The sequence below is a fragment of the Leeuwenhoekiella sp. CH_XMU1409-2 genome, from assembly GCF_037029365.1.
Taxonomy (GTDB): domain Bacteria; phylum Bacteroidota; class Bacteroidia; order Flavobacteriales; family Flavobacteriaceae; genus Leeuwenhoekiella; species Leeuwenhoekiella blandensis.
Genome location: NZ_JAYMEI010000013.1, coordinates 1 through 15849 on the forward strand (window position 1 = coordinate 1; position 15849 = coordinate 15849).

The 15849-nt window shown below is 36.4% G+C and carries 13 protein-coding genes; 9 read left to right on the forward strand and 4 right to left on the reverse strand.

All coding sequences use genetic code 11. From position 1 onward, the window contains the following. Window positions 1-142: 142 nt before the first annotated feature. Both corA and WA338_RS13605 read left to right on the forward strand, forming a co-directional pair. The gene (corA, locus tag WA338_RS13600; RefSeq protein ID WP_009780254.1) at window positions 143-1249 is read left to right on the forward strand and encodes a magnesium/cobalt transporter CorA; all 1107 of its coding nucleotides are present in this window, start codon (window positions 143-145) and stop codon (window positions 1247-1249) included. Window positions 1250-1278: 29 nt separating this feature from the next. Further along, complete coding sequence (locus tag WA338_RS13605; protein ID WP_009780253.1) at window positions 1279-2187, forward strand: GIY-YIG nuclease family protein; 909 nt, start codon at window positions 1279-1281, stop codon at window positions 2185-2187. A gap of 115 nt (window positions 2188-2302) precedes the next feature. On the opposite strand, the gene WA338_RS13610 is transcribed toward WA338_RS13605, so the two are convergent. Further along, the gene (locus WA338_RS13610; RefSeq protein ID WP_009780252.1) at window positions 2303-2734 is read right to left on the reverse strand and encodes a hypothetical protein; all 432 of its coding nucleotides are present in this window, start codon (window positions 2732-2734) and stop codon (window positions 2303-2305) included. 129 nt (window positions 2735-2863) lie between these two features. Here WA338_RS13610 and WA338_RS13615 point away from each other — a divergent pair, with 129 nt between their 5' ends. The 5 genes from WA338_RS13615 to WA338_RS13635 all read left to right on the forward strand — a co-directional run bounded on the left by WA338_RS13615 (window position 2864) and on the right by WA338_RS13635 (window position 10825). Next, window positions 2864-3541, forward strand: coding sequence for a DUF2461 domain-containing protein (locus WA338_RS13615; protein WP_272986447.1), 678 nt, complete (start codon window positions 2864-2866; stop codon window positions 3539-3541). 116 nt (window positions 3542-3657) lie between these two features. Beyond that, the gene (locus tag WA338_RS13620; RefSeq protein WP_009780250.1) at window positions 3658-5514 is read left to right on the forward strand and encodes a DNA topoisomerase IV subunit B; all 1857 of its coding nucleotides are present in this window, start codon (window positions 3658-3660) and stop codon (window positions 5512-5514) included. Window positions 5515-5554: 40 nt separating this feature from the next. Next, a complete protein-coding gene (locus WA338_RS13625) occupies window positions 5555-8182 on the forward strand; it encodes a DNA gyrase/topoisomerase IV subunit A (RefSeq protein ID WP_272986450.1) in 2628 nt (875 codons plus the stop codon). Between the two features lie 3 nt (window positions 8183-8185). Further along, on the forward strand, window positions 8186-8638 hold the full coding sequence (gene mscL / locus WA338_RS13630) for a large conductance mechanosensitive channel protein MscL (RefSeq protein ID WP_273017166.1): 453 nt from the start codon (window positions 8186-8188) through the stop codon (window positions 8636-8638). Window positions 8639-8767: 129 nt separating this feature from the next. Next, window positions 8768-10825 carry a response regulator gene (locus WA338_RS13635; RefSeq protein ID WP_273017167.1) on the forward strand — a complete coding sequence of 686 codons (2058 nt, stop codon included), beginning with the start codon at window positions 8768-8770 and terminating at the stop codon, window positions 10823-10825. On the opposite strand, the gene WA338_RS13640 is transcribed toward WA338_RS13635, so the two are convergent. The 3 genes from WA338_RS13640 to WA338_RS13650 form a co-directional block, all read right to left on the reverse strand. Continuing rightward, a complete protein-coding gene (locus WA338_RS13640; protein ID WP_009780246.1) occupies window positions 10818-12740 on the reverse strand; it encodes a tetratricopeptide repeat protein in 1923 nt (640 codons plus the stop codon). The genes WA338_RS13635 and WA338_RS13640 overlap by 8 nt on opposite strands. Before the next feature lie 142 nt (window positions 12741-12882). Continuing rightward, window positions 12883-13284, reverse strand: coding sequence for a DNA topoisomerase IV (locus tag WA338_RS13645; protein ID WP_272986455.1), 402 nt, complete (start codon window positions 13282-13284; stop codon window positions 12883-12885). A gap of 61 nt (window positions 13285-13345) precedes the next feature. Then, window positions 13346-13774, reverse strand: coding sequence for a helix-turn-helix domain-containing protein (locus tag WA338_RS13650; protein ID WP_272986456.1), 429 nt, complete (start codon window positions 13772-13774; stop codon window positions 13346-13348). A gap of 291 nt (window positions 13775-14065) precedes the next feature. Here WA338_RS13650 and WA338_RS13655 point away from each other — a divergent pair, with 291 nt between their 5' ends. Both WA338_RS13655 and WA338_RS13660 read left to right on the forward strand, forming a co-directional pair. Further along, on the forward strand, window positions 14066-15241 hold the full coding sequence (locus WA338_RS13655; RefSeq protein ID WP_272986458.1) for a M14 family zinc carboxypeptidase: 1176 nt from the start codon (window positions 14066-14068) through the stop codon (window positions 15239-15241). Between the two features lie 55 nt (window positions 15242-15296). Then, window positions 15297-15776, forward strand: a complete 480-nt coding sequence (locus tag WA338_RS13660; RefSeq protein ID WP_009780242.1) for an Lrp/AsnC family transcriptional regulator — start codon at window positions 15297-15299, stop codon at window positions 15774-15776. Window positions 15777-15849: the final 73 nt, after the last annotated feature.

Consider the following 15849-nt stretch of genomic DNA (forward strand, 5'->3'; position numbering starts at 1 on the left):
GCGTTTCTTCTCAGCTCCTTCTGAGTCTTTCATAAATAAGTCGAATTTGTGTCAACTTATTTCAGGACGGGACATAAATAGAAAATTAAAAGTCCGTCGTTAGGCGGACTTTTTCTATTTTTAGCTTGTTAAATTGCTATCGATGACCAAAAGAATTAAAATAAAAAAGCCGAAAATCCCTAAGATTCCTAAAATCAAACTGGCGCATAAGAAAATACAGAATGACGTACCGGGAACACTTACCTATACTGGGAGCAAAGAGCAAAAGCACGTTACAGTTGATCTTATTGATTATTCACCATCCATTCATAAGAATGTAACGGTTGACGATGTCTCACAGGCATTTAATAAAAAACATCCTGAAGAAATATCCTGGATCAATATCAATGGATTAAGTGATATTGATCAAATTGAGCGCTTAGGAGAGCATTATAAATTGCACCCGTTGATTTTAGAAGATATCGTTGATACCAGTCAACGTCCTAAAATTGATGAATATCCAGATTATCTTTTTGTCGTTTTCAAAATGCTCTATTACAATGATGAAGGTGTGTTTATGAACGAACATATAAGTCTTGTTTTGGGTGAAAATTACCTGATCACTTTTCAGGAAGCCGATGGTGATGTTTTTGATTCGTTGCGTCAACGTATTGCCAATGCAAAAGGCCGCGTGCGCAATGCAGGAGCAGACTATTTAATGTTTGCGATAATGGATGCTGTGGTTGACCACTATTTTACGCTTATTGAAACTATGAGCGACCGTATAGAAGCACTTGAAGATATTTTATTTTCAAATACAGCAGAGCAGGATATTACACAAGATATTCAAGAATTGAAACGGGAAGTGCTAAGATTGCGTAAAGCTGTTTTTCCATTTAGGGAAGTGGTGAACCGCCTGGAGAAAATCGATAGTCAATTGATTGACGAACGTACCATAACCTACATTCGAGATTTATATGATCACGTTACCCAAGTGACCGACAGTATCGATATTTATCGAGAAATGACGTGGGGACTTATGGACATGTACATGACCACCATAAGTAATAAAATGAACGAAGTTATGAAGGTGCTTACGATTATGGCGAGTATATTTATTCCGCTAACGTTTATGGCCGGTATTTACGGGATGAATTTTGACCATATACCGGAGCTACATTTAAGGTATGGTTATTACTATTTATGGGCAGCAATGATCGCTGTGTTCTTAGGACTGCTCTATTATTTTAAGCGAAAAAAGTGGTTGTAATTTATGTTGCCTTTAGTTAAAATAAGCCAATGATATTAGGAAAAAGTATTAGAATATATTTAAAAGAAGGAAGTGTAACTGGAATTAAGTTCGCAGAACTTGTTAATCATACAATTCAATCACTTTCTTGTCCTAGAACTAAAATATCGGATTTAAACAAACATTTTTCGGTTGCAATTAATACGCAAGGTGTTTATTTCTTAATTGGTTACGAACAGGACACTATGAAACCAATGGTATATATTGGAGAAGCTGAAAATGTCTGGGATAGATTGAAAAATCATGATTTGAAAAAAGATTTTTGGAATGAAGTTATAGTTTTTACAAGTAAAGACGATAACTTAACTAAATCTCATATAAAATATCTTGAAAGTCGAATTGTAGAAATTGCTAAACAGACAGAAAGGTATAAACTTAAAAATGGAAACAGTCCTAACTTAAACCGACTACCTTTGCCAGACAGAGATGCAATGGAAGAATTTTTGGCCAATATCAAATTGTTAACAGGTACTTTAGGCCATAAATTTTTAGAAAATCCGATTTCTATTAAGAATATTCCGGAAACAACTGAAATAGTTAATGATACAGAAGAAAAAATATCCAATAAAAAAGACGAAATAGAATTAAGTTTAAATGTAAGCGGAATTATAGCTCACGCTATTCAAACAAATGAAGGTCTGGTTGTTTTGGAAAATTCAGAAGTCGCTGATAATCCTACAAAAAATTATGGATATGGTGCTTTAAGAGAATCCTTGATTGATGAGGGTTTTATTGCTAGAACCTCAAAGGGAAAATTATTTTTTTCTAAAAAGCATCTATTTTCAAGCCCTTCTGCAGCTGCAGCTGTAATACTTGGATATTCTGTTAATGGTCGTAACGTTTGGAAAAATGAAAACGGAAAATCTATTAAAGAAATTGAACAAAGTGAAGTAAAATAACTAAAGATAGATTTGTTTATATGCAATTTTGACTTTAAGTCAAATGAATATAAACTCTTGAGCATAGGAGTTTAATATTTTAACTGTAATAGTTTGAAGTAGCTTTTGACTAAATTTATTTCAAAATCCTTTGCTTAGAACATCGCTTGCTGAAAAAGTAGAGGTAAAATGCTATAAATATAACGATCAAAGGCATTATTAGACCTTGTACAGTGCCGTAGACTTCTAGCGCATTGGTCGCAAAAAAGGAATATCCCATCTGAATAAGCACACCAACTAATGAGATCAAGAATAAGGATACGGCGAGGCTTTTCCGAAGCAAAAGAAACACACTCCCTAGAAGTCCGGTTAATGTTGCAATAGCAAAAATACCCGTGAGCCATTGAGGGGTGCTTTCAATAAGCGCAACTTGCTCTGGTGGCAATTCTGAAAGCGCATCGCCACTTACGAAGGTTTGTCCTAAGAATGCAAAAACGCCCATTAAATTCCATAAAAGGCCTAGCGTTGTAATAATCCAATACGTGCGGTTCGGTTTAACTGTGGTCATAATTGGTTATTTTTAAAGAAGAATATCGAATTGCAAAAATTCTAGATTCTAATAAAAATAATCAAATTTTTTAAGTTTTATAAAGATTAATATCAGGCCGTTGACTCATTGGCCTAAATTAAATTTCTCATGTCTGTAACCTTGCCTAAGGCCTATTTTCAGTTTTTAAAAGAACTCAAAGCAAACAACCATAAAGATTGGATGGATGCTCATAAAGCCGAGTATAAACGTTTAGAAAAAGAGTTTAAACACTTTTGTGAAGACACCAAAAATCAATTAAACGGTTTTGATGATATTGAGCGTGTTAAAGTGTTTAGAATCAATAGAGACATACGTTTTAGTAAAAATAAAATGCCGTATAAAACAAATCGTGGAGCTATTTTTTCACGATCAGGAGTGCATCGGCGAGGGAGTTTTTACTTCCAGATGGCACCCGGCGCCAGTTTTGCAGGAGGCGGATTTTTCAAACCCGAACCGGCAGATCTGTTGCGCATTAGAAAAGAAATTGAACTGGATGCCGATCCCATTCGTAACATTTTAAAACAACCCGATTTCAAAAGGGTTTATGGGGGCTTCAATACCGAAAGTCAGGTGAAGACCGCTCCTAAAGGTTTTAGCAAAGAAGATCCCAATATAGACCTTATTCGGAATAAGAATTTCTATGTAACGCATCAGTATACCGATGCTGAAGTACTGGCTGAAGATTTTCAGGAGCAACTATTAGCACACTTCAAGCTTTTAATGCCTTTTTTTGATCATATGAGCGAAATTTTAACCACAGATTTGAACGGTGAGTCTATAATCTAATTTTCAGTAGTTTAGCGCGATTCTAAAGATTCTTCAAAACTTTGTTAATTAAATTGAGTTTTTCGGCTTTAAAAAACCTCTGCGAAATACTATATTAGCAGACATCCCTTTCTTTTATGGCAGAACAAACAAAATACACCGAGGACAATATTAGATCCCTTGACTGGAAGGAGCATATACGTATGCGTCCTGGAATGTACATTGGTAAACTGGGAGACGGCTCGAGTGCAGACGATGGTATTTATATTCTTTTAAAAGAGGTGCTTGACAACTCCATCGATGAGTTTGTGATGGGCGCCGGTAAAACCATTGAAGTCAGCATTCAGGGAACCCGAGTGATCGTACGTGATTACGGTCGTGGTATACCATTGGGTAAAGTGGTTGATGTGGTTTCTAAAATGAATACCGGTGGTAAGTATGATTCCCGAGCGTTTAAAAAATCAGTTGGACTCAACGGTGTAGGTACCAAAGCGGTAAATGCGCTTTCAGAATACTTTAGAGTTGAATCTACGCGAGATAACAAATCGGCTTCGGCTGAGTTTGAACGCGGGACTCTAAAAGATGAAGAGTTTCTCGACGAAACTTCGCGACGCAAGGGTACCAAAATTACGTTTGTTCCTGATGATACCATTTTCAAAAACTACAAGTTCAGAAATGAGTATGTCTCGCGAATGCTTAAAAACTACGTCTATCTCAATCCGGGATTGACCATTGTTTTTAATGGTGAAAAATTCTATTCTGAAAACGGACTGAAAGATTTGCTGGGTGATCGTATTGCCGAAAATGACATTCTGTATCCTATAATTCATTTGCGGGGAGATGATATTGAAGTTGCGCTTACCCACAGTCGCACGCAGTATTCTGAAGAGTATCATTCATTTGTTAATGGTCAGAACACGACGCAAGGAGGGACGCATCAGGCCGCTTTTAGAGAAGCCGTTGTGCGTACGATCAGAGAGTTTTACAATAAAAATTATGATGCTTCAGATATACGTAAATCTATCGTTTCTGCAATAAGCATCAAGGTAATGGAGCCGGTTTTTGAGTCGCAGACCAAAACAAAACTCGGTTCTACAGATATGGGCGGGGAATTACCTACGGTGCGAACCTATGTAAATGATTTCCTCAAAACAAAGCTTGATAATTATTTACATAAGAATCCTGAGACTGCAGAAAAGCTTCAGCGTAAAATTTTGCAGGCAGAGCGGGAGCGTACCGAGTTAAGCGGAATTAGAAAACTGGCTAAGGAGCGCGCAAAAAAAGCGAGTTTACATAATAAAAAGCTCAGAGATTGTCGAGTGCATCTTACTGACAGTAAGAAGGAACGTAATCTAGAGAGCACCCTTTTTATAACCGAGGGGGATTCTGCTTCGGGCTCGATCACAAAATCGCGGGATGTAAATACACAAGCTGTTTTTAGTTTACGTGGTAAACCGCTTAATTCTTACAATATGAGTAAGAAGATCGTATATGAGAATGAAGAATTCAACCTCTTGCAATCTGCTTTGAATATTGAAGAGTCGATGGAAGATTTGCGATATAACAATATTGTGATCGCAACAGATGCCGATGTCGACGGGATGCACATTCGCTTATTACTTATAACGTTCTTTCTTCAATTTTTCCCGGAGCTTATCAAGGAGGGGCATTTGTTCATTCTCGAGACGCCACTTTTTAGAGTGCGTAATAAAAAGAAAACTATTTATTGTTACAGCGAGCAGGAGCGAAGAGATGCGATTGAAGAATTGAGTGGTAAACCTGAAATTACTCGATTTAAAGGTCTTGGTGAAATTTCTCCGGATGAGTTTAAACACTTTATTGGAGAAAATATTCGTTTGGCGCCAATTATGTTAGATGAAGCGATGTCTATTGAAGAAATTTTACAATTCTATATGGGTAAAAACACTCCAGACCGTCAAAAGTTTATCATCAACAACCTTAAAGTTGAATTAGATCCTGTTTTAGAAAATTAAAATTAGAAAACTCCCTATTTATCTTTTGAGATAAAGCACTATGAGCGAAAACTACGAAGATCCAAATTTAGACCAACCAGAAGACGAGAATTCCGGCGAAACCATCACCCGTGTAACGGGGATGTTTAAAGATTGGTTTCTTGATTATGCATCCTATGTTATTTTAGAGCGTGCGGTACCTGCAATCGAAGATGGTTTCAAACCTGTACAACGCCGAATCATGCACTCGATGAAAGATCTTGATGATGGGCGTTATAATAAAGTAGCCAATATCGTGGGACATACGATGCAGTACCATCCGCACGGTGATGCAAGTATTGCAGATGCGATGGTACAAATGGGCCAAAAAGACCTTTTGATCGATACACAAGGAAACTGGGGAAATACGCTTACCGGTGATAGTGCTGCTGCTTCGCGATATATCGAAGCGAGACTTTCAAAATTTGCATTGGAAGTTTTGTTTAGTCCGAAAATTACAGATTGGCAAGCTTCTTACGACGGTCGTAGAAAAGAACCTATAAATCTTCCGGTGAAATTTCCGCTGTTGCTGGCTCAAGGTGCTGAAGGTATCGCGGTAGGTTTGAGCACAAAAGTGCTTCCGCATAATTTTGTTGAATTGATCGATGCTTCAGTTAAACATTTAGAAGGAAAGAAATTTAAAATTTTACCTGATTTTCCTTCCGCAGGAGAGGCCGATTTTAGTGATTATAAAGATGGTAAACGTGGTGGTCGTATACGTGTTAGAGCTAAAATAAGTCAGCTCGACAAGAACACTTTGGTAATTACCGAAATACCTTTTACCACCACAACTACATCGCTGATTGATAATATATTAAAAGCAAATGATAAAGGAAAGCTTAAAATAAAACGTATTGAGGATAACACCTCTTCTCAGGTGGAAATCTTGGTGCATTTACCGGCTGGTCTTTCTCCCGACAAAACCATTGGAGCGCTTTATGCTTTTACCAATTGCGAGGTTTCGATTTCACCACTAGGATGTGTTATTGAGGACAACAAACCTCTGTTTGTTGGGGTTAGTGAAATGCTTAGGATCTCTACAGATCGTACTAAAGATTTATTGCGTCAGGAATTAGAAATTCAACTTGAAGAGCTTGAAAATCAATGGCATTATGCATCGCTCGAGCGCATCTTTATCGAGAACAGGATCTATCGTGATATCGAAGAAGAAACGACCTGGGATGGCGTGCTTCACGCCATAAATGAAGGGCTTAAGCCACACATCGGTCATTTAAAACGTCCCGTTGTTGAAGAAGATTTGGTTCGCCTTACTGAAATTAGGATTAAACGTATTTCAAAGTTTGATATCGATAAGGCACAACAACGCATTGAAGCTTTAGAAGATCAAATCGCAGAGGTAAAGCATCATCTGGAGCACCTCACCGATTATGCAATCGCCTATTTCAAAAGACTTAAAAAGGAATTTGGTGCCGGCCGCGAACGTAAAACCGAAATAAAACTTTTTGATGATATCGAAGCTTCTAAGGTGGTGATTCGTAACACGAAGCTGTATGTAAATCGCAAAGAAGGTTTTGTAGGTACGTCTCTTAAAAAAGATGAGTACGTGACAGACTGTGCTGATATTGATGATATTATCGTATTTACCAAAGAAGGTGTTATGATGGTGACTAAAGTAGACACCAAGACCTTTGTAGGTAAAGACATTATACACGTAGCCGTATTTAAAAAGAAAGACAAGCGTACAATTTATAATATGCTGTATCGGGACGGTAAAGGCGGTGCCACTTATGTTAAACGCTTTAATGTAACGAGTGTAACGCGTGACCGTGAATACGATATGACCAAAGGTAAAAAAGGCTCTCAAGTATTGTATTTCTCAGCAAATCCTAACGGCGAGGCCGAAGTTGTATCGGTTTATTTAAGAGCTGTGGGGAATATCAAAAAACTCAAATTTGATCTTGATTTTTCTGACATTCTAATTAAAGGAAGAAATGCTAACGGAAATCTTGCTACGAAGCATTCGGTACGCACGATAGAATTAAAAGAAAAGGGAGTTTCAACACTAAAGCCGCGCAAAATATGGTTCGATGATACCGTTCAGCGCCTTAATGTTGACGGAAGAGGAGAGTTGTTGGGAGAATTTAAAGGAGAAGATCGTTTATTGATCATTACTCAAGACGGTGTTGTAAAAACCATAACACCAGAACTCACCACAAGGTTTGATACCAAGATGATCGTGCTTGAAAAATGGATCCCCAACAAACCCATCTCTGCAATTTATTGGGACGGAAACCGGGAGCGCTATTATGTAAAACGCTTTTTGATCGAGAACCCTGAAAAGGAAGAGGTTTTTGTTTCAGATCATGCAGATACTCAATTAGAGATCGTGTCTACAGACTATAGGCCGGTAGTCGAAATGGTATTTTACAAAGAGCGAAACAAAGATCAAAAACCTAATGAAAGTGTTGATATAGAGGAATTTATAGCAATTAAAGGAATCAATGCTTTAGGTAATCAATTTTATACTGAAAAATTAAAACAAATCAATCTTCTTGATCCTTTGCCTTATGAAGAGGAACCAGAAGAAGAGCCAGAACAAGAAGTGATCGAGTCAGATAGCGAATCAGAAGATACGCCTGAAGAGGAAGATGATGCAAAAGGGGATGGCACTCAAGGATCACTTTTTTAAGGTATGGGTTTAATTCAAGAATTTAAAAACTTTGCCGTCAAGGGCAATATGGTAGACATCGCTATAGGTGTTATTATTGGGGCTGCTTTTCAAAATGTCATTGATGTTATCGTGAAAAAAGTCATGATGCCGCCATTATCACTTTTGACTGACGGTGTGCAGATGGCAAATAAAAAAATCATTCTAAAAAATGCGTATACAGCACAAGATGGTACCGAAGTAGCGGAAATAGCTATTGGGTATGGTGAATTAATAGAAGTTCTTATTGACTTTTTTATTATCGCTATTGTTGTTTTTATAGTGGTCAAACTCATGAACAGTTTGAAGAAGCAGAGTGAAGATGAAAAAAATCCTGCTGTTGAAACCCCAAAGAATATAGCGCTATTGGCTAAAATGAATGAATTACTTGAAGAACAAAACAACTTGTTAAAATCTAATAACCTTAATAAAAAGTAAGTTTTTACTTACTTTAATTCTTTTTAATATTTTTTTAAGCTTTTTATCGATTAAATCGCGATATTGAATACTTTGCGTAATTTAAATTCACTATTTTTAATACTCTTTATTGTAGTGACGACGAAGTAAATGGCTAAAAAAGTACCTTCTAAAGATTATTTGATTTCCCTATTGTGGTTTTTGATACCAGCTTTGGTGTGTATTTATGTGTATCATAATTTTAAATCAACACTTCCGCAGCGCCTTTCAGATCAAGTTCAGCTTACCGGGAGTCTTGCTACTCAGGATTTTAAACGCACCGTGCGAAGCAATGTTCAAGGTATTCAAAATCTTGCCGAACGTATTGAAGAAACCAATGGAGAGTATTATGAATTTTGGATTCAAGATGCTAAACGTTTACTTAAGCAAAATGAGTCTCTCGACTTTGTAGAACTTATAAATCCTAAAGGGATTGTTGAAGATATTTTCCCGAGAAGACCTAATGTACCAGCTATTGGTCTCGATATTTCAAAATTAGCGTATCGTTATGAAGACTGGCAAAGCAAATCTAGTCAAGGTGTTACCAATATCACACAATGGGTACAATTGTCTCAAGGTGGAAATTCTTTTTTGGTAGATGTTCCCGTATATATTGATGACGAATTTAAAGGCACGGTAACCGGTGGAATGAACTTCAACGATGAATTTGATCGATTAAGTTACTACTTGAAAGATTTTGCAATTCAAATAAAGGACGAGGAAGGAACTCGTTTTTACAATTACAACAATTACGATCAAGCGCAAACAGACCCTTTTTACGTCTTTGAAACCGCTATGATTATGGATTCTGATATGAATGAATCCTGGAATTTTCAGCTAACCTTTGCTAATCCAGATTTTTTGGCAGAAAATATGCGTCTTGCCGATTATGCGCTTGGAGTAGGTTTGATTCTTTCACTAGCGATCGGTTTACTTTCATTTTTTAACAGAAATGCTCAAAATGCAGCCAGTCGTACGTTGCGTATGAATAAAAAACTGAAGGAACTCAACCTGAGTTTAGAAGAACAAACGCTTAAAGCCAATCAAGCATCTATCGCAAAAACCGAATTCCTATCAAATATGAGTCATGAGATCAGGACTCCGCTTAATGCGATTGTGGGAATCAGCGATTTAATAGGCTCCGGAAATAATAAATTTGAAGAAGAGCATTACCTATCTTTGTTGAAACAATCTTCAAAAACCTTATTGAATCTTATCAATGACATTTTACGTTTAGATAAGATGGAATCCGGCTTTTCTGAAGTAGCACATATTGAATTTTGCCCCCTGAATATTATTGAAAACCTACGCCAATTTAATTTGCAACCAGTCAAGAGCAAAGATCTTGATTTAGAAGTTGTGGTTGACACCAAAACAAAGAGTTATGTGTTAGGCGACCGGGCCAAATTTGAACAAATACTCAATAATATTGTAAGCAACGCGATCAAGTTTACCCAAAAAGGAAAGATCGCGATACATTATTCAGAACGTCAAGAGAACAATAAAGTCGCTGTAGAAATTCGTGTAACTGATACCGGTATCGGTATTCCAGAGGATAAAATAAATGACATTTTTGATCGTTTTATTCAGCTGGATACCGGAATGCGTAAAAAGCATAGTGGTGGAGGAATAGGCTTGTCGATCGTAAAACATTTGGTAGAATTATTAGGGGGAACGATTTCGGTAAAAAGTAAAGTAGGTGAAGGGTCTGAGTTTAAAATAAACTTGGATTTTGATCTGCTTAGCAAAAAGAAAATTGATCAAGATCAATTAACAGCAGTTGATATTCCTGAGTTAAATATTCTCGCTGTTGATGATAACAAACTTAATGTTATTGTGTTATCGCAATTGCTCAAGAAAATTGGCCTAGAGACTGATATAGCTTACAACGGGGAAGAGGCTGTGGACAAGGCTCATCAGAAAAAGTATGATCTTATCTTTATGGATGTTCATATGCCGGATATTGATGGTTATGAAGCGACGCGACGAATTAAACAGTTGTACAAGGATACTATTATATTAGGCCTTTCTGCAGACTCTACAATTAGCGCTGTAGATTCCGGTTTAAAGTGTGGGATGAGTGATTATCTGACCAAACCAATAGATAAGAACAAGCTCACTACGGTTCTCAATGATCATTTTGGTTCTAAGACCAAAGATGTTATTTAATGGGTAAATCGATCAAAACTTGAGTTCCGGCAGGATACTCTTGCTCATCATACAAATCGATAAAGCGAAGCGCATAGGTGTTTCTTAAATTTTTAGAGAAATTTTGTAACCGCCTTAATGTTAGGTTTATTCCTATTGATTTCTTTTGCGTATTTACCTTTTCACTGGCGACTTCCATAGTTTTCTTTCTGCCAATACCATTATCTGTAATAGTGATGGTAACAAATTCATCATTTTTCAAAGCAACGTCTAAGGTCAAGAGTTTTTCACCCTCTTTGGGTTGTAAGCCGTGCCATAGCGCATTTTCTATAAAAGGCTGTAAAATCAAAGAGGGTATTTTTATCGCTTTCAAATCAACACGTTCGTCTATATGTACAGCATACTGGATCTCGTTGCAAAATCGAATATTCTCAATATTTACATAAAGCTGCATCGTGTCTAGCTCTTCCTGAAGCGTAATTTCCTTTTCTAACGAACTCGTAAGGATAGAGCGTATCAGTTTTGCAAACTGATTTAAATAGCGCATAGCGTCTTCTACATTGCTATTTTGAAGATAGATCCGTATAGACAAGAGCGCATTAAATATAAAATGAGGATTCATCTGTGAGCGCATCAGCTTCTGCTCGGCATTGAGGCGTTGCTTTGCGTTTTTTAAGCGCATCTGACGGTATAAGATAAAAAGAATGATAAGTAAGAGAAGCGATAGTAATAGAATGAAAATATTATTCTTTTTGCTCTGAGAAAGCTCTATCTGAGCGATTTGATTGTTTCGCTTCAGTAATTCTATGGTATTCTTCTTTTGCTCCGAATCGTATTTATAAATCAGGTTGGTTACATATTTCTGGTTGGCCTGATTTAAGTATTCTTCCTGAACTTCTTGAGAAGAGCGCTGGTAAGCCAATGCTTCCTGGTAGTTGCCTTGTTGTTCTTTAAGTTGCGACAGGTGCATATAAGCCATACTTAAAAATTGCTTATGATCATTTTCGTCAGCTATATCTTTGCCTTTCATCAGGTATTCTTCCCCAAGTTGATGATTTCCTAATTCGCTATAAGCCCATCCTAGATTTATGTAGGTAAGCGCGATATAAAATTTATCACCTATCTTTTCAGCTTTGGGAAGCACTTCATTTATGAGTGACAAAGCCTTAGAAGATTTCCCCTGTTTTAAATAAACCTGACCTATACTATTGTTGCAAATAACCCTACCTAAATCATTGTTAATCTTATTGTTGTACTCTAATGACTTTTTGTAATTCTCCAGTGCTTTGTCATATTGTTTTCGCTCTTCGTAAGTGATTCCTAAATTCCCATAATTTATCGCCAGCCCTAGATCGCTGGTTAAATTGGCTTCACTATTGATCGCCATTTTAAAGAATTTTTCAGCGTCATCATAATCTCGAAGTAACAAATAAATGTTGCCTATACTGTTTTGAGAAATTGCTATTCCTTTTAAAAGCGCTCTTGATTTTTTAGACTGACTTTCAGCCAGAGCAAGTGCAGCATTGTGTTTGTCTAAAGCCGAACTTACCGCATCAATGCGACGGTAAACGACTCCGGTCATATTTAAAACCGAAACTTTAAGTTCTACATCATTGAGTTCGTTTGCTAGTTTTAGCGCTTTATCGTGATGCTCTAGAGCTTCCTCATAATACGAATGATCTCTTAGATAAATTCCTAATAAATTTTCGCCAAAGGCATTTCCGTAGGTATAACCGGCATTCTTTGACTTTTCAATAAAAGAGGCTATTGCCAATGAATCCCGTTTAAAAGCAGACGTATATTTTTGAAGGGAATCAAAGGAAGCATGTCGCTGTTCTATACTTGTGTTTATAGCATTTTCAATACTGTCCTGTCCTGAAACGGAGGCGCTGTAAACGATAAATAAGCATAAAAAAACGCGGAGCTGTAAAGACACTTTAAATAATTTGTTTGAGAGGATGTGGTAAATTAAAATACAACATAGACAAGGATTCTAAGTCATTTTACAAAATCTATAAATTATCTAAATATAATTATTTTACTGCAGTTGCGAAGAAACAACATCAGGGGAAAATCACCTAAAATTCATCTGGAGAACGTGGGGCGTCTGCAATTTTTGTCACCGTCCCTTTTTGTTTTTTAGAGTCACCCACCAAAGCGTACTCAAACGTATAAGTGTTGTCTTGTGTGGTGAGTATTTTAAAATGAATCGCTTTACGATCCATCATACTTTGTGGATTAATTTTATTTGCGATGTATTCACAATCATTGATCCAGCGTATCGCAGAAGAGTCAGCTTTACCTTGATAATAATCGATTTCAAGGGTGTCATTACGCGTAAAGGTTGTCTTAACCATCTCACCCTCAAGATAGGTTTCAAACTCAAAAGTTCCATTTTTAAAATCGGTACACTTACGTTCCGGATTATAACATGAGTTTAAAAATAGCAGGAGGAGAAGTGCGATTAGCGAATACCGCATGGGAGTTCATATTTTGATTATATAACTCCAAATTTATAGAAGAAATATCAATCAGAATCTATTAGGGATTAAAACTTTTAAAAGTGCCGTCATTATAAAAAATGACAATACGTTCTATTTCTTTTTTATCTGAATTTATTGCAAGAGGCTCTTGCATGCTCTCTCTAGAAGAATCCAAATTTTCTTGTGCCGGTGTTGAAGACGTATCAAAATCTGCCGCCAACTGACTCGATGCAGGTTTATAATTAGGGGTAGGCCTGGCTTTTTTAGGAAAGCTTCCTTTGCCATTAAGTAACCAATACAATTCCACCTCAGGAAAAGCTTCGATAATTTTCATTACAAATTCAAGACTTGGTTTATTTCTGCCAGAGATAATATGAGAGATCGAAGAACGTCCTACATCTATAGCGTCAGCAAAAGAAGTAGCATTTAAGTCATACTCATCCATAACTTTCTGCAGCCTTTTGGCAAATAATTCGCTGTTTACCATTGTAACATTACATTTGAAATTCAACCTTTACAAATGTAACATAATTCTTCAAATAACTTGTTTTACATTTGTAAACAGTGTGCATGAGGCTTAATGTTCCTATACAAGTAACCACACATAATAATCTGTAAATAAAATAATTAAACCTTAATAGCTGTTTGATTGGAAACTTTCCAGAACCACCTGTTTAACCTGCTAACACATGTTTACATAAGTAATTATTGAACCTTATTTAGCTTGTATACAATTGTAAATTACGGAATGTTTACATTTGTAACTTAATATTATTTGATGAATTATACTTCGTTACTCGAATGGCATACTGCGCATAAAGAACAAGCGCTTTATGGACGATACCTTACTATAAATAAACTAGAACCTATATTAGATTGTTTACCGGATCTTTTTGTTAAAGAAAGACTTGGTTATTCGGTACAAAACAGACCTATTTATAAAGTTACTTTTGGCACCGGTGCGATTAAAATATTAGGCTGGTCACAAATGCACGGGAATGAGAGCACTACTACTAAAGCCTTATTCGATCTTTTTAAATGGTTTGAAGCCATTAAAGACACTGAAACAGGTGAAGAATTATTGAGTACGTACAGTTTTACGTTTATTCCAATGTTAAACCCTGATGGAGCTGAAGCCTATACACGCGTTAATGCCAATCAAGTTGATTTAAATAGGGATGCACAAGAACTTACGCAGCCAGAGAGCCTGATTTTGAAACAGGTTTATACCTCTCTCGATCCTGATTATTGTCTTAATCTACATGGACAGCGTACCATCTTTGGTGTAGGCGAACCTGCTCAAAGTGCTGTTGCTTCTTTCTTATCACCATCTCAGGATGCTTTGCGCACAGTTACACAGTCTAGAAAAGAGGGAATGGCTATTATTGCTGAGCTCAATGAGATGTTGCAGGAATTTATTCCGGGACAAGTAGGACGTTATGACGATGGATTTAATATAAATTGTGTAGGCGACACGCTCCAGCAGCTCAATATTCCCACAATTCTTTTTGAAGCGGGACATTTTCCAAATGATTATGCCCGTGAAAAGACTCGAGGCTTTATGTTTTTATCATTAATACGCGTTTTTGAGTCTATTTTATTGCTTAAATCTGAAGAAAATGTGTCTTCAAATCCATATTTCGCTATTCCGGAGAACAAAAAATGCTTTTTTGACTGTATAATTCGTAATATTAATTTACCGGAATACGGAGTAACTGATATGGCGATTCAGTATCAGGAAACTTTAAGAGACGGAATTTTATATTTTGTACCTAAGATAGCGCAAATCGCTGATTTAGATAGCTTTGTTGGACATAGCGAAATTGATTTTGCTCAAGAAAAAATAGAATTCCCTGAAAATTTCACATTAGATGTTGGTCAAAATCTTGAGAATCTTCAAGTAAATAGTAATTTACCTACAACGTTTTCGGTAAAAAGCAACAATTTATTATGAATTATTCAGTGATTTTGTATTATTTTTGATTTATATATAATTTAATCACTTAATAATGGCAAAATTCAAATTAGACGAGGTTGATCATCAAATCCTAGATATGCTGATTGAAAATACCCGAACTCCTTTTACCGATATAGCAAAGAAATTGCTTATTTCTGCAGGTACGGTTCACGTACGTGTTAAGAAAATGGAAGAAGCTGGTATTATTGTGGGGTCGTCATTAACTTTGGACTACGCAAAACTTGGCTATTCTTTTATAGCTTATGTAGGTATATATATAAATAAGACAAGTCAAACCACATTTGTCTTGGAGCGTATTAACCAAATTCCTTATGTTACGGTTGCACATGTTACTACCGGAAAATTCAATATTTTCTGCAAAGTGCGTGCTAAGAATACAGAACACGCTAAAAATATTATTTTTATGTTAGATGATATTGAAGGGGTGTACCGTACTGAAACAATGATTTCTCTTGATGAGAGCATTAACGATAAGAAACGTTTAATGCATAGCATTTTTCAAGACCTGTAAAGTAAACCAAAGAATATTTCTATAAATATACCCTTTGGCTTTGTTGACAAAGGGTTTTTTTTATTCAAAAACC